Below are 21,026 nucleotides of genomic sequence, written 5' to 3' on the forward strand. Positions count from 1 at the left end.
CCTTTGATACTTAAATGAATGGGAAGAATTTCGTATGTTGAACACACTGAAAAGCAGTACCGAGGTGGCAACGGCAGGCTCGGATAAATTACGCGGACTGGTTTGGAATGAAGACTTGAGCCTGCAGTCGGATTCCAACGCGGCCGTCCAGCAGCGCCGTCAGGCCATTGACCGGGCGCGTGCCAACCGCCCACGCACCGCGCATATCGAGCGCGAAATCATGATTGCGGTGGTGGTGCTGTACATCCTGATTCTGGGCAGTTTTGCCGGTCTGCATTTGTATGGCCACTACATGGTTTCCCCGGAAGCGGAACAGGTACAAAGTGAGGACTAAGCCATGACTGAAAAAAAACACGGGGGCGCGGTGGTGTCCAGCCTGAGCGACAAGCGCGGGCAAAAAACGGCATGGTTGCAACTGTCGGCCAGCCGGCACGATGAACTGGCCGAGGCGCAAGCCAAACTGGGCCTGGACCTGAGCGTCAAACGGGGCCGTGCTGCCGCGGAAGAAGCGGGCTTTATTCTGATTCCCGTGGAGATGGTGATACGTCAGGGCCAGCAGTACCGCGAAACCAGCCTGCTGTTCGCCTTGAGCAAGGACCGCCTGATCAGCGTGGAGCAGGACGTGCGGGTTGATACCTTGGAGCGAGTCAGCCAGCAGTTGAACGCCATGGCAGAGGCCGGACAAGCTGCGCCCAGCCCCGCGTCAATTCTGTTCATGATCCTGCAGGCTCTGAACGACCAGGCTCGTGCCACGATTTCCGATATTGCCGGGCGTCTGGACGAGCGCAGCGATACGGTGGCGGCAGCCAGTGGCGGCTTTGATACCTCCGGCCGTCAGGCCGGGGTAGCGGATATTGCCAGTACCGCTATCGGTCTGGGTGAGGCCGAGGAACTGGTCGCCAAAACCGTGGAAGGGCAATTGATGCTGGCTCGCGCAGGCCGTTGGCTGCGTCGTACGCCCGGTGGCGAAAGCGCAGAGAACCTGTCCATGTTGCTCTCGGATATTCAAAGCTTGCGTCGCTATGCCCGCTTTCAGCACGACAAGATCCGCAACTTGCAGCAGTCCTTGATGACCACGCTGGATTTGAAGCAGAACCAGGTGATCAAGGTCTTTACAGTGGTTACTGCGGTGTTCTTGCCGCCTACGCTGATCGCGGCGTTTTACGGCCAGAACTTTGCCAATATGCCTGAGCTGGAAATTATCGGTGGCGAGTGGCTGGTCATGGGCATGACCGCCGTATTTGCCTTGGCTCCCTTGGCCTATGTAAAGCGTAAAGGGTGGATGCGATGACGGCCCGTTTCAAGGATATGGCTTCCTGGCGGCGCTTGCAGGCCCCTGACCGTCAGGCGCTGGAAGATCTGGGCAAGTTGTATCGCGTGGATTTGTTGCCACAAGCCCAGGCCAGCCTGGGGATGGCCACACGCATACGCTGTGTGCGAGTGAGTGACGAACAGATGCAGGTGTCTGACCTGATCTGGTGTTTGGGGCAGGACGATCAGCCTTTGTATACCGTGGAAACTGGCCATCGTCTGCTGCGTCCCGGCCAGGCTCTGGAGCGCTTGAGTGCCCAGGAAATGTCCTTGGCCAGCTCCCATGCCCTGGCTTTGACTTTGCTGTATCAATTGCTGGCGCAGACCTCGCAAGTGCTGGACCGTATTGATCAGGGCCTGAGTGTCTCGACCCTGTCCTTGCGCGGCTTTTTGTCCAATGTTGGCACGGACTATTCGCGCGGTGCCGAGGACATGATTGATCTGGACAGCCATATGGCAACTCTGCACAAACCGCTGTCTCATGTGATGCATTCCATTGACGATCTGGAGCAGGCCGCACAACGCTTGCGCCGCTGGGTGTATCAGGAAAAAAGCCTGGAGTTGAGCCGAGTGGACGAGCTGATTGCCGCCATTGAAGGCATGCAGCGCCGTGCGCATTTCGCCATTGAACGCCAGCGTTTTCATTGGCGTGCCGCCGGAGAGTCCGTGGCCATGAGCGACCTGAACGTGACCAAGGTCTTTACGGTGCTGTGGGCCTTGCTGGTGCCCGGTACAGCCTTGATCAACTGGTACGGTCAGAACTTCCATGTCATGCCCGAGTTATCTTGGGAGGGCACCATGTGGGTGCAGTTGGTGACCGTGTTGGTGTTGACGGCGGTACCGATCTGGACAATCAAGAAATCGGGCGCGTTGCGTTAAGGGGGAGTGCTGTGTGCTGGCCTGGTTAGGCGCTAACTCCTACCCGAATCAATTCGCGATTTTTGTCTTTCCACTGCGACGGTAAACACATCCTTAGCTTTTCAGAGCGGGGTGGCCGTCCCTGCACCAATGTGTAGAGGTACCCATGAATGCAAGCCGGTTTTTCCATCCCGATCACAGCGCCGTCGTACACCAGAGCCCGGTGCGTCTGGTACGCCGCGCCCACTGTGCGCTGAGCTACTACGCTACCCGCAGCGTGCCACAAGTGTTGCAAGCCTTGAGTACCCAGCGCCATGGCTTGGCCTTTGATGAAGTGTTGCGCCGTCTTATACAGAACGGCCCCAATCAAGTACGGGTACTGCGTTCCAGCCCCGCTGATCTGACCCAAGTGGTCCAGACCATGAAAAAACAAACCTGTCAGGTGCGCCGCGATTTGACTATGTACGATCTGGCACGGGATCACCAGTCCCGCGTGCCGGCTCGTATGCTCGTGACTGGCGATATCGTGCTGTTGTCTGCCGGTGATTACGTGCCGGCGGATCTGCGCTTGATCCATCAGGATCACCTGATTCTGAACCGCGCCATTTTGCAGGCTGCTCCCGATACATGCGCCATGGGCGACCGGGTTGTGGCCGGGACCGCACAAGGTGTGGTGGTGGCGACGGGTAATCAAACCTTGTTAGGAGTTCTGATGCGTGAACCTGTTCCTGTGGCCTGCGGCTGGCGTCGTGTGCTGGAGTGCAGTCCTTTTCAATTGAGCAAAGCCGCTTCTTTGGCAGCTGGCGTGGCCCTGTTTGGTCTTGCAGGAGCGCTGATGATGCCCAGCCACAGCCATGCTGAAACCTCGGTGCAGCTCTATGGCACTTTGGATGCCGGTTTGGGTTGGACTCGCGTGAGCGGTGAAGGCTCGCAGCGCGACGTATTAAGCGGTGGGCAGACGGACTCGCTGTGGGGGATTCGCGGCCATGAGGATCTGGGCGATGGGCTGCGCGCCACCTTTAATCTGGAAAGCGGTATTGATCTGGCTACAGGCCGGGCCGAGGATTCCGAGCGTCTGTTCAACTATCAGGCCTGGCTGGGTCTGGGCAGTGATAACTGGGGTGAGCTGCGTTTTGGGCGCCAGTACACCGTGGGCCAGGAATTTGTCTCTGCCATTGAAGTGGGTTCCTGGAAAGACTTTGGTATGGGCGCTTTGATGCGTGCTTCGGACAACTACCAGATCTCCAATCAGTTCAGCTGGCGCAGCCCGGAATGGGCGGGTATGCAGTTAGGCGCTAGCTATAGCGCGGATGTGGGCGAGCAGGGCCTGGGAGGGTCTCGCAGCAAGCTCTATAGCCTCGCTTTGCGCTACGAGGACGGCCCCTGGCTGTTGGGGGCCAGTTACGAGGGCTTGAGTCGTGTCGAGTCCCATCGTCCTACGGCCTGGCAATTGGGCGCGAGCTATGACTTTGAGGTAGCCCGCCTTGCAGTTGGCTGGAGCCGTCAGAGCAATGGCTTCGTGGGCCTGAATGGTGATGATGGTCCTGCCCATCTGCAAGACAAGGGCTTGGAAGGCTTGGGCCCGGCGGAGTTCATCAACGGTGGCCGACTGGACACCTGGTATGTGGGCACGGCGATTCCTGTAGGCAAGGGCGAGTTCCAGCTGCAATGGTCTTTGGGCCGTCCGAACTGGACCTGGGAGGATACCGATGAGCGCGCACGTCGCATTCAGGTTATGTCTGTGGGCTATGTGCATGCCTTGTCGCCCCGAACCAGCGTCTATGCCTTTGCGGCTCAAGGACGTCGCTTTGATATGGAAACGGCAGCCAGTGCCAGCGAACCGCGTAGCAGCCGTGTGGCTTTGGGTGTGACGCATCACTTCTAATGAAATGGCCGGTTTCCTGCACCTGAGTCCGTGTTCTCACTGGCCCTGGCGCAGGAAGGTCGGGCAGGGCTGAGTGCTTGTGGGGACGGCTCAGGAGACATATCCCTAAGTATAAATTTGATGTCTGCAAGGCGATGGAACGTGTGCCAATGCCTGGCGGACAAGCCCACACTCAGATGCGAAAATACTGTTGGTGCAAAAACCGTTGCACCTTCTTTTTTAACTACTCACGTTTAAAAGTAAATGGACCCTGATCCTTCTTTATGGCTTTGTTCCTGTAAAGGACAAGCCTCCTTAATGACCAGTCAATTGGACACTGGACCACAAAGCGGGCCCCTCTGATGAGGTGAGCACTCTTTCTGGACCCCTGTGTCCGAAGGAGAATGCTATGTTCCGCCTCAACCTGTTTCGTTCCACCCCACACAACAACGCTCTGCAAGACGCTCTGCGCCTGGCCGCATCCCGCCAGCGTCAAGGCTACCTGCTGGAGCTGCTGCAAACCCACGGCGCTCGCGAGTTTGCTTACGCACTCAACGACCTGTCCGGTCGCACCATCGAAAATGCACTGTCCACACTGCCCACCGTGGAGCGCAGCCAAGTCCTCAAGCATCTGTCCCGTCGTGCCAAAGCCCGTCTGAACGATGTAGAAGGCTTTCGCTACCAGCCCACTCATGCCGTGCTGACACTGCCTTCTTTTGTGATGTAAGAGCTTGGCAGATGCCCCTGACATTCGGGGCGTACTCCGGCGCCGCAGCAATGATCTGTGCAGAGATCGTTGGGCGGGCATGGCTTTATAGCTATGTCCGTCTTTTTGATTGCAGCCTGAACGCACTTCTTTTTTTTACGGCCCTGCAGGGCGAACAGTTGTTTTCATCGATGATCTGTCGTGAGCAGACGACGCTTGCGGCGCTCGCAATCAGAATCCCTGCCTTTTCATGTCATAATTTTGGAATGAGAATTATTATTGATTAGTTTGATCAGGGTCTATGGACTATTCGTCAGCGCCCATAGGGATGGGAGATTTCTATCAAGATCACCGTAGCTGGTTATTGCGGTGGTTGCGCGCGCGTCTGCATTGCAGCTTTACGGCGGAAGATCTGGTGCAGGACACCTTTGTGCGTCTGCTGTTGGCCCCCTCTACCGTTCATCATTTACGTCATCCTCGTGCGTTTCTGGCTACCACGGCCAGAAGGCTGTTAATTGATCGCAGCCGACGCATGGCTGTTGAGCAAGCCTATCTGGAAGCCTTGGAGGCGACCTTGGCCGAAGGGGCGCAAGCACCCTCGGCAGAGCAGTGCGCCCAAACCCTGGAGGCGCTGGCCTTGTTGGCTCAGGCTTTGGACGAGTTGCCCGCGCGGGCTCGCATGGTGTTCCTGAGCTGCTATCTGGATGGGGAAACGCAATCAAGCGTGGCCAAGAGCTTGGGGGTTAGCGAACGCACTGTGCGTAATGATCTGGTGCAGGCTTTGCTCCATGTTCAGACCTTGATTCCAGCTTGAGCCCCATGTCCAACGAGGAGATAGAGCGACAGGCCGCCCAATGGGTTGTGCTCTTGTCTGATCCCGAACAATTCACCGAACAGGCCCAAGCCGAATTCATGGCCTGGCGTGCGCAGGACCCGCGTCACGAAGCGGCGGCTGCAGGTATGGAAGCGGTCTTGGGCAGAGTCAGAAAACTGGCGGTACAGGCCAATACCACCCCTGGCCGTAGTGCGCTGGATGCAGGATTGTCGGCGCGTCCCAAGCTGTTGCGTGATTGGCGTCAGGGCATGATGCTGCTGCTCTGGGCTGTGGTGTTTATCTTGCCGATTCTGGCCTTTGTATTGCCCTGGTCCAATCAGTCCGTACAGACCGCTGCCGGAGAATGGCGCAGTGTGGTGCTGGAGGATGGCACTCGTTTGGAGTTGGCCGGAGCATCAAAGGTCAAGATTTTGTATAGCAAGCAGTACCGGGATATTGAGCTGCTGGAAGGGCAGGTCCGGGTGGTGGTAGCCAAGCAGCCGGATCGACCCTTGCGGGTCTTGAGCAGCCAGGCGGTATCGCAAGCCTTGGGAACTGAATTTATTGTGCAGGAACAGCCGCAAGGCACGCTGTTGACGGTGCTATCTTCTCGGGTGCTGGTTTATCCGCGCCCCCAGGGCCCGCAAGCCGCTCGCGAGTTGGGGCCAGGCGATCAGGTGCAGATCAATGCGCAAGGCCTGGGGGCGAACCGCCAGACCGATGTAAGCCGTGTCATGCGCACTTGGGACCAGCGGCAGTTGCTTCTGGAGCATGTGCCTTTGACGCAGGCTCTGGAGCATATCACTCGCCAGTACTCCGGCAAAACACAGATCAATCCGCAAGGTATGGAAGGCTTGACGGTCAGCGCTGTCTTGCCTGCCGACAAGCCCTTGTCGGCTCTGGCTTTGCTAAAGGACTTGTATCCCCGATTGCAGGTGCAGAACATGTCAGACCAAGGATTGATGATTAATTTCAGGCCTTGATTGCCGCTTTTTTGAGCTCGTGCGTCTTTAACAGATAGACCTTGCCAAAGAAGGAGAGATTTCATGGTCCCGAAGAATGCGCCGCCTTTGGCGCTTGTGAAGACGCCGTTCATGCCCAATACCTGCCGCTGCCTGCTGGGCTTGGCCTTTGTAGGGGCCTTGATGCTGAGCGTGGCGCCGGCCTCGGCCCAGACAACCCAAGCCTACGCGCTGGAAGCCGGGGATCTGGCCAGCCGCTTGAGCCAGTTCGCTCAACAGGCCGGGGTAGCGCTGGTGATGGATTCCTCCCGATTGCAAGGTTTGCGCGCTCCGCGCTTGCAGGGACAGTATTCCGTGCAGGAAGGCTTTGCCGCCTTGCTGGCTGGGCAGCCGTTTCAGGTGCAAAGCCGGGATCAGGGCTATGTCTTGATTGCCTTGCCCGATAGCGACACCTTGGCGGACGACGCCAGTGTGCAGTCTTTGGCCAGTATTGAAGTGCGTCGCAATGCGCTGGGCGACATTACCGAAGGTTCAGGCACGTATGCAGCGGGCACGATTGCCACGGCAACCCGCTTGCGTCTGACTCCGCGTCAGACGCCGCAGGCCATCAGCGTGACTACACGCAAGAAGATGGACGACTTCAACCTGACCAGTATTGATGACGTGGTGCGCCATACACCCGGCCTGAGCATCATTACTTATGACAGCGAGCGTACCGTTTACGAAGCACGCGGTTTTGGTGTCCAGAACTTCCAATATGATGGCATCCCTACCTTGCGCGATTCACCATACTCGGCAGGCCATTCGCTCACGGACACAGCGATTTACGATCGTGTCGAGGTATTGAAAGGCGCCTCCGGTTTGCTCACTGGCAGTGGGACCCCAGGCGCGACTATTAATATGATTCGTAAAAAGCCGACGCACGAGTTTCAGGGATATGCCAGTGCGGGCTTGGGCTCCTGGAACAATTACCGCAGTGAAGCGGATTTCTCCGGCCCTTTGAACGAGTCAGGTTCGCTACGTGGCCGTCTGGTTGGTGCCTATCAGGACAAAAAGAGCCATTTGGACCACTACCAGCGTCAGACTTTGGTGTTATACGGCATCGTTGAAGCAGACCTGACACCGGATACCCGCTTGACCCTGGGTGCAGATTTGCAGGACAACGATCCCAAAGGATCAACCTGGGGGGGCATCCCGATTTATGACGCGCAGGGCCACTTCAACGAGATGGACCGTTCCTTTAATAACGGTACGCGCTGGAGTCGCTGGAACCAGTACACCCGTTCGGCCTTTGCCACTTTGGAGCATGAGTTCGACAGTGGCTGGATGGCCAAGGTGCAGCTCAATCGCTTGGTCAATGGTTATGACTCTGAGCTGGCGGCTGCGGCCGCTGGTAACCCTGATCCTTTGACCGGAAAAGGTGTGTCGCTATGGTCCGGGCGCTACGTGGGCAAGACGGTCTCGAACACGGCGGACTTCTATGCGACCGGCCCCTTTGAACTGTTCGGACGCGAGCACGAGTTGGTGGTTGGGGGCGGCGTATCGCGCCGTCGCTGGACCAATGCGTCTTACGGTGAAAACAGTAATACCGATGTCTCGAATTACTACCAATGGGATGGCCGTTGGCCGCGCATGAACTGGAAGCACCTGGGCGATGATCGTGAAGTGACACGAGAAAATGGTTTGTACGTCAGCACGCGCCTGAACCTGCGTGATGACTTGAAGCTGCTGCTGGGTACACGTTATGCCAACTACAACAAGCTGGATATGCGCGAGACAGGTGTATGGGTGCCTTACTTTGGGGCTGTGTATGACCTGAACGACAACTTCTCGGTCTATGCCAGCTACACCAATATCTTCCAGCCCCAAGATTTGCAAGACGAGGGCGGTCGTACTCTGGATCCCTTGCGAGGCGATAACTACGAGGTCGGTGTCAAAGGCGAATTCATGGGCGGCCGTTTGACGTCCAGCCTGGCTTACTTCCAGCTGCGTCAGGATAACTTTGGCAAGGAAACGGGGGGGCGCACACCGTCGGGGGGTATCGCTTATGAGGGCACTCAAGGTGTGCGTACTCATGGCGTAGAACTGGAAGTGGCCGGTCAGTTAACGCCGCAATGGCAGATGCATGCAGGCTATGCCTACAAGCTGTCGCGCCGCGATGGTGAAAAGGTGTCGACCTTATCGCCTGAGCACCAGTTCAACATCTATACCACCTACGATTTCGAGGGCGACTTGAATGGCCTGACCTTGGGTGGCGGTGCACGTTGGCAAAGCAAGACCTGGGGGGATGTCAGTCGACCTGGATCGCCGGGTAAGGTGCGGCATACGGTCTCGGGGTACTGGCTGGTAGATGCGATGGCGCGCTATCGCTTCAACAAAAATTTGTCGGCCACTTTTACTGTCAATAACTTGTTCGACAAGCGCCATTACTCCATGTTCTCCTGGTACAGCACCTATACCTGGGGCGAACCGCGCAACATGATGCTGGCGGTGAAGTATCAGTTCTAAGCCGAAGTAGAAAACCGCTCAGGATACCTGGGCTCGATAGCGATCCAGTTGCTCGCATAGTTCGCGAGTAGCCTCTATCAGCCTGGGGCCGGGGCGGTACAGCGCATCCGGGTTCAGGTTCAGCAAGGCGTGGGGACTTAGCCCCAGATGCTTTTCCCAGAACAGGTGGCGGGCGCGTAGTTGGGCCGGATCACGGTAGGCCATGATGACCACTTGCGGGCGCTTGTGCAGCACGTCTTCCAGACTGATGGTGGGGGCGACGGCAGCATGGCGAGCGTAGATGTTTTGCGCTTTGCAGGTGGTCAGCACATCTTGAATCAAGGGATCGCGCGCCAAGGTGTACAAAGGCTCGGAGCCGATTTCCAGAAACACGCTGACCGTCTCGCCCAAGCGGCTGTTCTGGCGCAGGGCGGCAATCTGATTGTCCAGCAAAGCAGCCATCGGAATGGCCACCTCCGCCGTATCCAGACTGTCTCCTGCCAGACGGACAAAGGCGGGAATATCGTCCAGTTTTTCAGGGGCGGCAAAGATCAGGCTGATATGGGTTTGCTGTAGCTGGCGCTGTAATTCAGGGCCGATCTGGTTGGCTTGCCAGGCCCAGACCTGATCAGGCTTTAGCTCCAGTAGCCGTTCCGGGTTTACGCGCAAGGCGTCCCCAATGCGGGGCAAATCCTTGGCGGCAGGCGGGTAGTCACTGGAACTGTCTACGGCGATCAAGTGCTCTTGGGCACCGGCGGCAAACAGAATTTCAGTGATGTGAGGGGCCAGACTAATCGCGCGGGCTGGAGCGACAGTTTGTGGGGGTTGGACTGCTTGCCCTGTCGCGGCTTTTTGTACCGTTTTATCTTGCTGCTTGCTCTGTACTTCTTGAGTGCTTTGCTTTGTGCTTTGCTCTGTGCGTGTCTGTGTCTGTGTCTGTGTCTGTGTCTGTGTCTGTGTCTGTGTCTGTGTCTGTGTCTCGGGCTGTGCTTGAGACTGCGCCTGTGACAGCAGCGGGTCTTGCTCTTGCGCTTGCGCTTGCGTCAAGATGGGCAATCCCAAAAGCAGGGCGAACAGGCAAAGCAAACCCCATAGCCCCAATCCGCTCCAGACAGAGCGCTTTGAGTGCTGAAGACGACAAGTCGCAGGCAAAGAGGGCATCGTGCGCCTTTAAGTAAATGGCGCGGCTCTTGTGCAGATCCGCGCCAAAATCAAGCAAAGCTGATTTTACTGATTACATGCGCCAGGCAAAGTTCAGGAACACGCTGGAGCCGGCGTTGTTATAGCCCAGACGAGCCAGGGTGTAGTCCTTGTCCAGCACGTTGTTCCAACGCAGTTGGGCTTCCAAGCTGGAGGTCAGCGGGTAGCTGGCGGTCAGGTTCAACAGGCCGTAACTGCCCAAGCGTTCAGTGTTGTCGCTGTTTGCAAAGCGGTGTGAGGCGAATAAATATTCCGCCCCAGTTTTCAGCGCTCCAAACTTTTGCTCCACGGCCACTTTGTAGTTTTGCTTGGCACGGCGCACCAATTGCTTGTCGGTGTTTCTATCTTTTGGGTTAGTGAAGTCAGCACTGGCGCTCAGTGTGGTATCGCCCAGTTGTGTCATAGCCGTTAAGGTCAGGCCAGTGATACGTGCTTTTTCAGTGTTTGTCGTCGTGCAGTCGAAATTGGCATCACAGGCATAGGTATTGATCAGGTCGTTGATGCGGTTTTGGTAGACCACCAAACCCAGTTCAGTGGTGTCATCCGTGTAGCGGATATGACCTTCCACGTTGCGGGATTCTTCCGGTTTGAGGTTGGGGTTGCCCGAAAAACTACCGACCGTATATGCCGCGTAAGGGGTGTAGAGGTCTGCAAAAGTTGGTGCACGAAAACCTGTGTTAGCGGCCAGACCCACTGTCCAGTTGTTGGTGACATCCAGGTCGTAGCCCAGACCACCTGTTACTTTATGGCCATATCCGCTGATATTGTCATTACGTACGCTAGCTTGCAGGTGGTGTTGATTAATATCTCCACGGTAAATCAGAGCAAACGCGTTGGTGTTGCGCTGGTCATTATTGTGTACGGAGGTGTGTGTCATGCGCTCTTCCAGACGCTCGGCCAGCAAGGAGACAGTGTGACCTTGCGCAAACATTAGGTCATTCTGCCAGCTGTATTGGCGTTGCAGTGTGGAGTAGCGAGCAGCATAGGCGCGGTTTTCTACCGTCTCTTTGCTCAGTGAGGCGCTTAGACGGCTGGTCCACAGTTCAGTCAATTTGTTCGTGCTAGTCAGGCCGTAGGCTTGCTGACGTGTTTGGGTGCTAGGGGTGCGGGAAGTGAACGTCCCGTTGTCAAACTGGCCGTCCATGTAGCTGTTGATAGCGGTTAGGCCCAGATGCTGGCCTTGTGCCCACTCGTAACCCAAGGAACCGCTGAGCCCGTGTTGGGTGTAGCCGTTTTTGTCTGGGTTGTAGGTGTAAATACCTGCAAGTGGATTAGTAGCATTAAAGCCATCGCTTGTGCCGTAGCTGGAGGCCAGGCTGTAGTCCCAACCTTGAGACGCACCCGAAAACCCGGCGCTCGCTTTGAAGGTGTCTTGCGACCCAATGCCAACATTCCCCCAGGCGCTCAAGGCACGGTCACCGCCACCTTTTTTGGTGATGATGTTAATGACACCACCAATAGCATCTGCGCCATACAGGCTGCTACCTGCTCCACGCACAATTTCAATACGTTCGATTAACGCTGGGTCCAAGGCTTGCCAGTTCACCGAACCACTGGTGGAACTATTGATGCGCATACCGTCTATCATGACGCGCGTATGTTGTGGGTTGGTGCCGCGTAAATAGACCCCACTAACGGTTTGAGGGCCGCCCTCGGTGTAAATCTCCACCCCAGGCTGACGCTGCAAAATTTCGGCCACACTGCTTTGACCCGCTTTCTGCAAGGTTTCCTGATCAATCACCGTCACGTCACCCACCACGTTTTTCAGTGGCTGAGCCATGCGGCTAGGGGTAACAACAATTTGATCCAGTTTGGCGACAGGGGCAGTTTGGGCCGTGGCGATCAAAGGCAGGGCGCCCGCCAGGGCGACCATCAAAGGTCTGATGGACAGTAGTGTCATGGAGATTCCTGTGAGATGTGCGTCCCCGCACATCAGTAAGCGAAGCCGCCCACCGTGGGACGGCCATGAATTCAGGGTCGAGAAGCAGGCTGGTGTCGGGCTTTGCGCGTAGCAGGTACCGTTGCGGGGGCAGCACGTTTGGCAGTTCCAGGGTGGAACCGCTCACGTTTCCCATTTGACTTTCCCAGGCCCAAGGCTGCATGGGCCGGAAAGCACCTCTTTCCGAGCGGAAAATGTTACATGCCGCTGGGGCAAAGGTTAAGTGTTTAGGGTGGATTCGCTGTACAAAGCGCTACAATTGTGGCGCCAATCCACCATTCTCGCGGCTCTTGCTGTCAGATGCCGTCAATGTCCCGTTTCGTGTTACGGAGCTTTTAGTGTCTTATCCTGCCTTGCCTTATCCGATCTCTGCCTATACGCGTGGTGCCGAGTTTGCGCGCCGTTTGGGGCAGCAAATTCTGATTCTGGACGGTGCGATGGGCACCATGATTCAGCGTTACAAATTGGGCGAGGCCGATTTCCGGGGCGAGCGCTTTGCGGAGCATCACAAGGATGTGAAGGGCAATAATGAATTGCTGTCGCTGGTGCGCCCTGACATCATCCGCGAAATTCACGAGAAATATCTGGCCGCCGGGGCCGATGTAATCAGTACCAATACCTTTGGTGCAACAGATATTGCCCAGGGCGACTACGATTTGCAGGGCATCAGCTATGACCTGAACCTGGCATCGGCCCAACTGGCCTGTCAGGCGCGCGATGCTTTCAGCAAACCTGAATGGCCGCGTTTTGTGGCCGGTGCTTTGGGCCCACAGCCCAAGACGGCTTCTATTTCTCCGGATGTTAATGACCCGGCCGCCCGAAACGTCACCTTTGAGCAACTGCGTGTGGCTTACACCGAACAGGTGCGTGCCTTGCTGGATGGTGGCGTCGATATTCTGCTGATCGAAACCGTCTTTGACACGTTGAATGCCAAGGCGGCTGTTTTTGCTCTGGAAACGGTCTTTGATGAACGCGGCGAGCGCGTTCCGGTGATGGTGTCGGGCACGGTCACGGATGCCTCGGGCCGTATCTTGTCTGGTCAGACCGTGGAGGCCTTCTGGAACTCCATGCGTCATGCCCGTCCTATTACGATTGGCCTGAACTGTGCCTTGGGCGCTGCCTTGATGCGCCCTTACGTGGCCGAGCTGTCCAAGATTTGTGACACCTATGTGTGTGTCTACCCCAACGCTGGTTTGCCCAACCCCATGGCGGAGACCGGCTTTGATGAAACACCTGCCGATACGTCCAGCCTGCTGCAAGAGTTCACGCAAGCCGGTTTGGTGAATATGGTGGGTGGCTGCTGTGGCACGACGCCAGAGCACATTGCCGCCATTGCCGAGCTGTGCCGCAAGCTGCCTCCCCGCATTGTTCCTGAAGTTCCTGTCAAAACCCGTTTGTCGGGTCTGGAACCACTGAATATTGACGAAGAAACCCTGTTTGTGAACGTGGGTGAACGTACCAACGTCACGGGCAGCAAGGCTTTCTTGCGCCTGATTCAGCAAGAAAACTACGAAGAAGCCTTGTCGGTGGCCCGTCAGCAGGTGGAAAACGGTGCACAGATTATCGACATCAATATGGACGAAGGCATGCTGGACTCGGCAGCCTGTATGCATCGTTTCCTGAACATGATTGCCTCCGAGCCGGATATTGCCCGCGTGCCCATCATGATCGACAGCTCCAAGTGGGATGTGATCGAAACCGGTTTGCGTTGCGTTCAAGGCAAGGCCATCGTGAACTCCATTTCCATGAAAGAGGGCATTGAGCCTTTCCTGGAACATGCCCGTCTGTGTCGTAAATACGGTGCCGCCATTGTTGTGATGGCGTTTGACGAGCAAGGTCAGGCTGATAGTTACGAGCGCCGGGTGGAGATTTGTGAGCGCGCTTATCGCTTGCTGGTGGACGAAGTCGGTTTCCCACCTGAAGACATTATTTTCGACCCCAACGTCTTTGCTGTTGCAACCGGCATGGACGAACATGCGACTTACGGTCTGGACTTTATTCGCGGTGTTGGCTGGATTCACAAGAATCTGCCGCATGCACGCTTGTCCGGTGGTATTTCCAACGTCAGTTTCTCCTTCCGTGGCAACGAAGCCATGCGCGAGGCCATCCACACCGTCTTCCTGTACTACGCGATCCAGGAAGGCCTGACCATGGGTATTGTGAATGCCGGTCAGTTGGGTGTGTACGCCGATATCGAACCGCATCTGCGCGACTTGATCGAAGACGTGATCCTGAATCGGGCCGAGCCCAAAGGGAAAACCGATCCGGCGGACGAACGCACCCCCACTGAACGCCTGGTGGAAATGGCCGAGAGCGTCAAAGGCTCCGGCGCCAAGAAAGAGGAAGACCTGAGCTGGCGTGAAACCACCGTCGAACAGCGTCTGATCCACTCTTTGGTGCATGGCATTACCAGCTTCATCGTGGAAGATACGGAAGAAGTTCGTCAGAAGATCGACGCCCAGGGTGGTCGCCCCATCAGCGTGATTGAAGGCCCCTTGATGGACGGCATGAACGTGGTGGGCGACCTGTTCGGTCAAGGCAAGATGTTCCTGCCGCAGGTGGTGAAATCCGCGCGTGTAATGAAACAGGCCGTGGCCCACCTGATTCCCTTTATCGAAGAAGAAAAGCGCCAGATCGAGGCCGCAGGTGGTGACGTGCGCTCCAAAGGCCGCATGGTGATTGCCACGGTGAAGGGCGACGTCCATGACATTGGCAAGAACATTGTGTCCGTGGTGATGCAGTGCAATAACTTTGAAGTGGTCAATATGGGCGTGATGGTGCCTTGTGCCGAGATCCTCGCCAAGGCCAAAGAAGTGGAGGCCGATATCGTGGGTTTGTCCGGCCTGATTACTCCCAGCCTGGAAGAAATGGCCTATGTCGCTTCCGAGATGCAGCGCGACCCGTACTTCCGTGAGCGCAATATTCCTTTGATGATTGGTGGCGCAACCACCAGCCGCGTGCATACGGCGGTGAAGATCGCCCCGCATTACGACGGCCCGGTTATCTATACTCCGGACGCCAGCCGCTGCGTGGGTGTGGCTACCCAACTGGTGTCGGACAATGTGGAAGAGTTTTTGGCTGAAGTGCGCGAGGAATACGAGCAAGTGCGCCAGCGCCATGCCAATCGCAAAGCCACGCCTTTGATCTCGCTGGAAAAAGCGCGCGAAGACAAGCCTGCCATTGACTGGTCCACTTACGTGCCACCACGCCCTAAATTCATTGGCCGCCGCACCTTCAAAAACTACGACTTGGCCGATATTGCCCAGTTCATCGATTGGACGCCGTTTTTCCAGACTTGGAGCTTGTTCGGCAAGTATCCGGCCATTCTGGAAGACAAGGTGGTGGGCGAGCAGGCCAAGACGCTGTTTGCCGAAGGGCAGGCCATGTTGAAGAAAGTCATTGAAGGACGCTGGTTGACGGCAAACGGTGTGATTGCGTTCTACCCCGCCAACACCGTCAATGGCGAAGATATCGAGGTCTACTCGGACGAATCGCGCAGCGAAGTCCTGTTCACCTGGCGCAACCTGCGCCAACAAGGCGTCAAGCGTGAAGGCGTGGATAGCAAGTGTCTGGCTGACTACATTGCACCGAAAGAAAGCGGCGTGGCCGATTACATCGGCATGTTTGCGGTTACTGGCGGGATTGGCGTAGACAAACTGTCCGAGCGCTTCCAGGCTGCCGGCGACGATTACTCGGACTTGATGATCAAGGCACTGGGCGACCGTTTTGCCGAGGGCTTTGCCGAATGTCTGCATGCTCGCGTACGTACCGACTTGTGGGGCTATGTCACCGACGAGCGCCTCTCCAACGAAGAGCTGATCGACGAGAAGTACCAGGGCATTCGTCCTGCTCCCGGCTATCCGGCCTGCCCGGAGCACGTAGTCAAGCACGATATGTTCCGTGTCCTGCAGTGTGAAGACATCGAGATGTTCATCACCGACAGCTACGCCATGATTCCGGCTTCCAGTGTGTCGGGCTTCTACTTCAGCCACCCGCAGTCCAAGTACTTCAACGTGGGCAATATTGGTGAAGACCAGTTGCAAGACTATATCCAGCGCAGTGGTCGTACGGAAGAAGACGTACGCCGCACCTTGTCGGGCGTATTAGGCTGATATGGGAACGACGGGGCCAACAGGGGCTAATCCGGGCGGCGCCGAGAGCGCCTCTCAAACCCGGCGTCAGGCTTTGGGACGATTTTTGCGTAATGCACGCGAGCGTATCCAGCCTGTAGACCTGGGGCTGGCCCCCGGTGTGCGCCGTCGCACTCCTGGTTTGCGTCGCGAAGAAGTGGCGCAGCTGTGCGATATCAGCACCACCTGGTACACCTGGATCGAGCAGGGTCGCGACGTTACCGTGTCCCCCACGGTCTGCGCCCGCCTGGCGACTGTCCTGAAACTGGCCAGAGCCGAGCGCCACTACCTGTTTGAACTGGCCGACTGCGCCGATCCCGAGCATTGGCAGGGCGATATTCAACCTTTGCCGCAAGGCCTGAGCGCATGCGTCGATAGCATCTCCGCCCCGGCTTACATTCTGGACCGCAGCTGGAACGTACTGGCCCGCAACGAAGCCTTGCTGGGCTTGTTTGACGGCTGGCCCGACCGTAGCGAGCAGCCCAATCTGCTGCGTTATATCTTCCTGGACCCCGCAGCGCGGGAGCTGGTGGTGGACTGGGAGCAGCGCGCCAGCCGCGTCGTGGCCGAGTTCCGTGCTGACGTAGGCGCCCATGCGGACGAGGCCGATATACAGGCTTTGATCCAGGAGTTGGCGCAGCAAAGTCAGGTATTCGCTTTCTGGTGGGGACGCCAGACCGTGGTGGAGCGGGAGGGCGGCTTGCGGGATTTCCGGCACCCCAGCCAGGGAGTGCGCCGCTTTCAGCAATTTACCTTTCGCCTGGCGATACGGCCGGATTGCAAGCTGGTGATGTTGCTGGAGGATGAGGATAAGCCGGCGTAAGCGCAGCTTGAGCAAGACAGCAGCTTGAGCCGCTGCGTGCCTTGCTCCTTCAGTCTTGCTGGCCTACTTCTTCTGCAAAGACTCACCATCACTGGCTGACAGTCGGGCAAAGGACAGGCTGGAGATGGCGGTGATAGCACCCAGAATCAGAAAGGCCCAGATCGTATCCTGGGTCTCCACGCTGCTGGCTCCGCGCAATGCCATGCTGATATTCAGCGTTACCGCCGCACATGCTACCCCCAGACTGATAGCCAGTTGCTGCGCCATGGCAGCAAAACTGCTGGCCTGGCTCATGGCCTCAGAATCCAGGTCGGCGTAGGTCAGGGTGTTGACTGCGGTGAACTGCAGGGAGCGGAAAAAACCGCCTGCGGTCAGGACGGCAATCATGAGCCACATGGGCGTGGTGGCCTGGAACATGGCGCATAGGGCAATGAACAGGCCCGTCAGCCAGGCGTTGACGATCAGGACTTTGCGAAAACCGTAACGCCGGATGATGGGTGGGGCCACCAGTTTCATGCCCAGAGCACCAATCGCGCCGGTGAAGGTAATCAGGCCTGCTGATAATGCGCTCATGCCAAAGTTGGTTTGCAGCATGATGGCCAAAAGAAATGGCGCAGCGCCCAGCGAGAAACGACACAGATTGCCGCCCAGCACGGAAATGGCAAAGGTTTTGGTGCGCAGCAAGGACAAATCAATTATTGGGTAGGCAACTTGCCGGGAGTGCCAGACGTACCATGCGCCAGCGACCAGACCGGCCAGTGTCAGCCAGCCCAAGGTATCCCAGCCCAGCGTGCCATGGCCTACGTTCTCGAAGCTGGTCACCAGAGTGGCCAGACAGATGGCGCTCAAGATAAAGCCCAGCCAGTCCAGGGGCGGGCGCTCTGTGGGGTAGTCCTCGCGGATATAGCGCAGCACCAGGGCAATGCCCAGTATGCCAACGGGGATGTTGATCAGGAAAATCCAGTGCCAGCTGGCGTACGTGACTAAAAAACCACCCACGGGCGGGCCGATGATGGGGCCCAGCAAGGCAGGCAAGGTCAGCACCGCCATAGCGCTTAAAAGCTCATCTTTAGGGACGCGCCGCAGTAAGATAATGCGTCCCACCGGCACCATCATGGCTCCGGCCATGCCTTGTATCACGCGGGAAATGATCAGTTGTGTCAGGGTCTGGGACAGGGCACATGCAACAGAACTGGCGGTAAAGAGTAGAATGGCGGCCAGGAACACCTTGCGAGCACCAAAGCGGTCTGCAGCCCATCCACTGATTGGAACGAATACCGCCACGGCCAGCAGGTAGCTGGTAATGATGGTATTCATGCGGATGACGCTGGTATCCAGCGACAAGGCCATCGTGGGCAGGGCAGTGGCTACAACCGTAGAGTCCAGCATTTGCATGAACAATGCACATCCCACAATGTAGGGAATAATGCGTATGGCTCGACGCTCTTGAGGGGACATGGTCGCCGGTTTGGCGGCTTCGGTCTGTTCAGATGCCATGCGGCGAACTCTCTGGTGTGCGGTGCAGTAAACTCAAACTTTTCTGTTATCCAATTTATTTAGGCGTACAGGTATTATGGCAAAGAATTTCGAATCCGAAATTACCCAGTTTCTTAAACAGTATAAAGAGCAGAACGCGGATACCGAAGCACGGCAGCGTGAAGGCCGTTATCGTCTGTGGGACAAGCAGATTGACCAGGAACTGCAAGACGGTTACAAGGCTGCTCGCACGCCTCAGAAACCTTACGTGTACTACGAAAACAACTAAATCTGTACACCTGCGCCTGTGACTGAGATCGCACAGCAGACTGTTGTGGATACGCCAGCTCCTCAGCCCGAGGATGTGCTGGCGCGTCTTTATGGTGAGCCGCTGTTTGCGATCCCTCAGGATCTGTATATTCCGCCTGATGCGCTGGAAGTATTTCTGGACGCCTTTGAAGGCCCGCTGGATCTGTTGCTGTATCTGATCCGCAAGCAAAACTTCAATGTGCTGGATATTCCGATGGCCCAGGTCACCGGGCAGTATCTGGCCTATGTGGAGCAGATCCGCGCCACCAATCTGGAGCTGGCAGGGGAGTATCTCTTGATGGCCGCGCTGCTGATCGAGATTAAATCCCGCATGTTGCTGCCAGTACGGCGCGCTGACACGGGCGAAGAGGTGGATGATCCGCGTGCCGAGCTGGTACGCCGGCTGCTGGAATACGAGCGCATGAAGGAAGGCGCGCGTCGTCTGGACGAGCTACCCTTGATGGGGCGCGACTATCTGCTGGCCAATGCCCAGGCCGAACTGGTTATTGAGGCCATTCCACCGGAAGTGAATGCGGATGATTTGCGCGAGGCCTGGCTGGGCATCTTGAAGCGTGCCAAGCTCAATGCCAGTCACAAGATTACGCGTGAGCAGTTGTCGGTGCGTGATCACATGAGCCAGATTCTGCGACGTTTGCAGCATGTGCGCTTCATGGAGTTTACAGAGCTGTTTAATGAACGCCTGGATCAGGGTGATCCGGCGGCGGTGCTTGTCGTGCATTTTCTGGCGATGCTGGAATTGGCACGAGAGTCACTGCTTGAAATCACGCAGGCCGAGCCCTACGCTCCTATTTATTTGCGCCTGACTTATATTCGAGCGCAGGCCGATGGGCCTGATCTTATTCCGTAGCGGAGAATTTTTTGAAAGTCGTCCATAACATCCAAGAACTGCGCGATCAGCTCCAGGGCCAGACACGCGTGGCATTTGTTCCAACCATGGGGAATCTGCATCGAGCTCACCTGGACTTGATGAAGTTGGCTCGTCAGCATGGCGATCCGGTGGTGGCCAGTATTTTTGTGAACCGCCTGCAGTTTGGCCCTAACGAGGATTTTGATCGTTACCCGCGCACTTTGCAGGAAGATGCGGCCAAGATGGAGCAGGAGCGCGATGTGTATGTCTTGTTTGCTCCTTCGGAGCGCGAGATGTACCCCGAGCCACAGAGTTTTCGCGTCAGCCCGCCTGATCATTTGGGCCGTATCCTGGAAGGTCATTTCCGTCCTGACTTCTTTGAAGGCGTGTGTACGGTTGTGTTGAAGCTGTTTTCCTGTGTGCAGCCGCGTGTGGCTGTGTTTGGGAAGAAGGATTATCAGCAGTTGATGGTGGTGCGCCAGATGGTGCGTCAGTTCCAGTTGCCGGTAGAGATTCTGGCTCACGAGACGGTGCGGGAAGAGGATGGTTTGGCCATGTCTTCGCGTAATCGCTATTTGAGTCCCGAGGAACGCGCTCAGGCTCCGCAGATTTATTACGCACTGCAGGAAATGAATGAGCGTTTGCAGCAAGGTCAAAGCCGCGAGGAGATTGAGGCTTATGCGACCAAGAAGATGACGGATCTGGGCTGGAAGGTGGACTATATGGCCTTGCGTCGTCAGTCGGATTTGCTGGAACCGACGCCAGAGCAAATTGCAGCTGGCGAACCGTTGGTGGCATTGGCTGCTGCCAAATTGGGCGCGACGCGTTTGATCGACAACCTGGAAATGGTTAAAGCCTGATTTTTTTGTTTTGTTTGGTGAGAAAAGCACAGTTTTTACTGTGCTTTTTTTATATCTGCGTGGTTCGATTTTGCAGTCTTTGTCTTTGTCTTTGTCTTTGTCTTTGTCTTTGTCTTTGTCTTTGTCTGGTTCTTTGGTTGGGGGGCGCAGTCCAGGTCCACTCATGCCAGGGAGGGACTCAGTAAGACGCCACTCTGGCGCGCAGCTCTGGGGGGCGGCTGACTACTTGCCGGTGCTGCGCACCGGTGACCTTGTCGAGAGATAGCTACGGGCGCACCCTGAACTCACCCGGTACTTGGTCCCCCGGACCAAGTACAAGCGTCGGGTTCAAACAGCAGGGTGCTTGCATCCCTGCGCTATCTCCCGCCGGCGGCAAGCAGTCTGAATCGCCGCCCCCCAGAGCTGCGCGTCAGAGTGGC

At 56.8% G+C, this 21,026-nt stretch carries 17 protein-coding genes and 1 riboswitch; of the genes, 14 read left to right on the top strand and 3 right to left on the bottom strand.

The genetic code is table 11. The features are described from left to right. Positions 1–34 precede the first annotated feature (34 nt). The 9 genes from ACLPGZ_RS01690 to ACLPGZ_RS01730 all read left to right on the top strand — a co-directional run bounded on the left by ACLPGZ_RS01690 (position 35) and on the right by ACLPGZ_RS01730 (position 9,023). Positions 35–334: a hypothetical protein gene (locus ACLPGZ_RS01690; protein WP_009458709.1), complete on the top strand. Its 300-nt coding sequence runs from the start codon at positions 35–37 to the stop codon at positions 332–334. Positions 335–337: 3 nt separating this feature from the next. Continuing rightward, complete coding sequence (locus ACLPGZ_RS01695) at positions 338–1,291, top strand: magnesium transporter CorA family protein (protein WP_429640957.1); 954 nt, start codon at positions 338–340, stop codon at positions 1,289–1,291. Further along, positions 1,288–2,190 carry a CorA family divalent cation transporter gene (locus ACLPGZ_RS01700; protein ID WP_009458713.1) on the top strand — a complete coding sequence of 301 codons (903 nt, stop codon included), beginning with the start codon at positions 1,288–1,290 and terminating at the stop codon, positions 2,188–2,190. Before ACLPGZ_RS01695 ends, ACLPGZ_RS01700 begins: the two co-directional genes overlap by 4 nt. 145 nt (positions 2,191–2,335) lie before the next feature. Next, a complete protein-coding gene (locus ACLPGZ_RS01705; RefSeq protein WP_429640958.1) occupies positions 2,336–4,054 on the top strand; it encodes a porin in 1,719 nt (572 codons plus the stop codon). A gap of 388 nt (positions 4,055–4,442) precedes the next feature. After that, positions 4,443–4,760 (top strand): hypothetical protein, encoded by a 318-nt coding sequence (locus ACLPGZ_RS01710; RefSeq protein WP_035270349.1) that lies wholly within the window; start codon positions 4,443–4,445, stop codon positions 4,758–4,760. A gap of 11 nt (positions 4,761–4,771) precedes the next feature. Next, the gene (locus ACLPGZ_RS01715) at positions 4,772–5,026 is read left to right on the top strand and encodes a hypothetical protein (RefSeq protein ID WP_257112467.1); all 255 of its coding nucleotides are present in this window, start codon (positions 4,772–4,774) and stop codon (positions 5,024–5,026) included. Between the two features lie 14 nt (positions 5,027–5,040). Further along, the gene (locus ACLPGZ_RS01720) at positions 5,041–5,553 is read left to right on the top strand and encodes a sigma-70 family RNA polymerase sigma factor (RefSeq protein WP_035270353.1); all 513 of its coding nucleotides are present in this window, start codon (positions 5,041–5,043) and stop codon (positions 5,551–5,553) included. A gap of 5 nt (positions 5,554–5,558) precedes the next feature. Then, positions 5,559–6,536, top strand: a complete 978-nt coding sequence (locus tag ACLPGZ_RS01725; RefSeq protein WP_257112466.1) for a FecR family protein — start codon at positions 5,559–5,561, stop codon at positions 6,534–6,536. 63 nt (positions 6,537–6,599) lie between these two features. Continuing rightward, complete coding sequence (locus tag ACLPGZ_RS01730) at positions 6,600–9,023, top strand: TonB-dependent siderophore receptor (protein WP_257112465.1); 2,424 nt, start codon at positions 6,600–6,602, stop codon at positions 9,021–9,023. A gap of 18 nt (positions 9,024–9,041) precedes the next feature. Here ACLPGZ_RS01730 and ACLPGZ_RS01735 read toward each other — a convergent pair whose 3' ends face one another. Both ACLPGZ_RS01735 and ACLPGZ_RS01740 read right to left on the bottom strand, forming a co-directional pair. Continuing rightward, positions 9,042–10,049 carry an ABC transporter substrate-binding protein gene (locus ACLPGZ_RS01735; RefSeq protein WP_429640959.1) on the bottom strand — a complete coding sequence of 336 codons (1,008 nt, stop codon included), beginning with the start codon at positions 10,047–10,049 and terminating at the stop codon, positions 9,042–9,044. 187 nt (positions 10,050–10,236) lie between these two features. Continuing rightward, positions 10,237–12,102: a TonB-dependent receptor domain-containing protein gene (locus tag ACLPGZ_RS01740; RefSeq protein ID WP_257112463.1), complete on the bottom strand. Its 1,866-nt coding sequence runs from the start codon at positions 12,100–12,102 to the stop codon at positions 10,237–10,239. A 70-nt stretch (positions 12,103–12,172) separates the two neighbouring features. Next, positions 12,173–12,337, bottom strand: a riboswitch (cobalamin riboswitch). A 142-nt stretch (positions 12,338–12,479) separates the two neighbouring features. Here ACLPGZ_RS01740 and metH point away from each other — a divergent pair. Together metH and ACLPGZ_RS01750 are read left to right on the top strand one after the other, a co-directional pair. Further along, a complete protein-coding gene (gene metH, locus ACLPGZ_RS01745; protein WP_257112462.1) occupies positions 12,480–16,253 on the top strand; it encodes a methionine synthase in 3,774 nt (1,257 codons plus the stop codon). Position 16,254: 1 nt separating this feature from the next. Then, entirely contained in the window at positions 16,255–17,094 is an 840-nt protein-coding gene (locus ACLPGZ_RS01750) for a helix-turn-helix transcriptional regulator (protein ID WP_060185322.1), read from the top strand. Between the two features lie 63 nt (positions 17,095–17,157). Here the strand turns inward: ACLPGZ_RS01750 and ACLPGZ_RS01755 are convergent, their stop codons facing one another. After that, a complete protein-coding gene (locus ACLPGZ_RS01755; RefSeq protein ID WP_429640960.1) occupies positions 17,158–18,591 on the bottom strand; it encodes a DHA2 family efflux MFS transporter permease subunit in 1,434 nt (477 codons plus the stop codon). 76 nt (positions 18,592–18,667) lie between these two features. Between ACLPGZ_RS01755 and ACLPGZ_RS01760 the strand changes: the two genes are divergently transcribed. From ACLPGZ_RS01760 to panC, 3 genes are read left to right on the top strand one after another with little or no spacing between them, the layout of a single operon-like run. After that, entirely contained in the window at positions 18,668–18,859 is a 192-nt protein-coding gene (locus ACLPGZ_RS01760) for a DUF3460 family protein (protein WP_009458738.1), read from the top strand. 45 nt (positions 18,860–18,904) lie between these two features. Further along, entirely contained in the window at positions 18,905–19,747 is an 843-nt protein-coding gene (locus tag ACLPGZ_RS01765; RefSeq protein ID WP_009458739.1) for a segregation and condensation protein A, read from the top strand. Positions 19,748–19,758: 11 nt separating this feature from the next. Beyond that, entirely contained in the window at positions 19,759–20,607 is an 849-nt protein-coding gene (panC, locus tag ACLPGZ_RS01770) for a pantoate--beta-alanine ligase (RefSeq protein WP_009458740.1), read from the top strand. The last annotated feature ends 419 nt before the right edge of the window (positions 20,608–21,026 follow it).

It is taken from the genome of Alcaligenes sp. Me129, assembly GCF_050487245.1.
Taxonomy (GTDB): domain Bacteria; phylum Pseudomonadota; class Gammaproteobacteria; order Burkholderiales; family Burkholderiaceae_B; genus Alcaligenes; species Alcaligenes phenolicus.

What these genes read in the sequence shown, in the direction of transcription:
- ACLPGZ_RS01690 (WP_009458709.1), top strand. Translation starts at nt 35, where the DNA reads ATGTTGAACACACTGAAAAGCAGTACCGAGGTGGCAACGGCAGGCTCG.
- ACLPGZ_RS01695 (WP_429640957.1), top strand. Translation starts at nt 338, where the DNA reads ATGACTGAAAAAAAACACGGGGGCGCGGTGGTGTCCAGCCTGAGCGAC.
- ACLPGZ_RS01700 (WP_009458713.1), top strand. Translation starts at nt 1,288, where the DNA reads ATGACGGCCCGTTTCAAGGATATGGCTTCCTGGCGGCGCTTGCAGGCC.
- ACLPGZ_RS01705 (WP_429640958.1), top strand. Translation starts at nt 2,336, where the DNA reads ATGAATGCAAGCCGGTTTTTCCATCCCGATCACAGCGCCGTCGTACAC.
- ACLPGZ_RS01710 (WP_035270349.1), top strand. Translation starts at nt 4,443, where the DNA reads ATGTTCCGCCTCAACCTGTTTCGTTCCACCCCACACAACAACGCTCTG.
- ACLPGZ_RS01715 (WP_257112467.1), top strand. Translation starts at nt 4,772, where the DNA reads ATGCCCCTGACATTCGGGGCGTACTCCGGCGCCGCAGCAATGATCTGT.
- ACLPGZ_RS01720 (WP_035270353.1), top strand. Translation starts at nt 5,041, where the DNA reads ATGGACTATTCGTCAGCGCCCATAGGGATGGGAGATTTCTATCAAGAT.
- ACLPGZ_RS01725 (WP_257112466.1), top strand. Translation starts at nt 5,559, where the DNA reads ATGTCCAACGAGGAGATAGAGCGACAGGCCGCCCAATGGGTTGTGCTC.
- ACLPGZ_RS01730 (WP_257112465.1), top strand. Translation starts at nt 6,600, where the DNA reads ATGGTCCCGAAGAATGCGCCGCCTTTGGCGCTTGTGAAGACGCCGTTC.
- ACLPGZ_RS01740 (WP_257112463.1), bottom strand. Translation starts at nt 12,102, where the DNA reads ATGACACTACTGTCCATCAGACCTTTGATGGTCGCCCTGGCGGGCGCC.
- ACLPGZ_RS01750 (WP_060185322.1), top strand. Translation starts at nt 16,255, where the DNA reads ATGGGAACGACGGGGCCAACAGGGGCTAATCCGGGCGGCGCCGAGAGC.
- ACLPGZ_RS01755 (WP_429640960.1), bottom strand. Translation starts at nt 18,591, where the DNA reads ATGGCATCTGAACAGACCGAAGCCGCCAAACCGGCGACCATGTCCCCT.
- ACLPGZ_RS01760 (WP_009458738.1), top strand. Translation starts at nt 18,668, where the DNA reads ATGGCAAAGAATTTCGAATCCGAAATTACCCAGTTTCTTAAACAGTAT.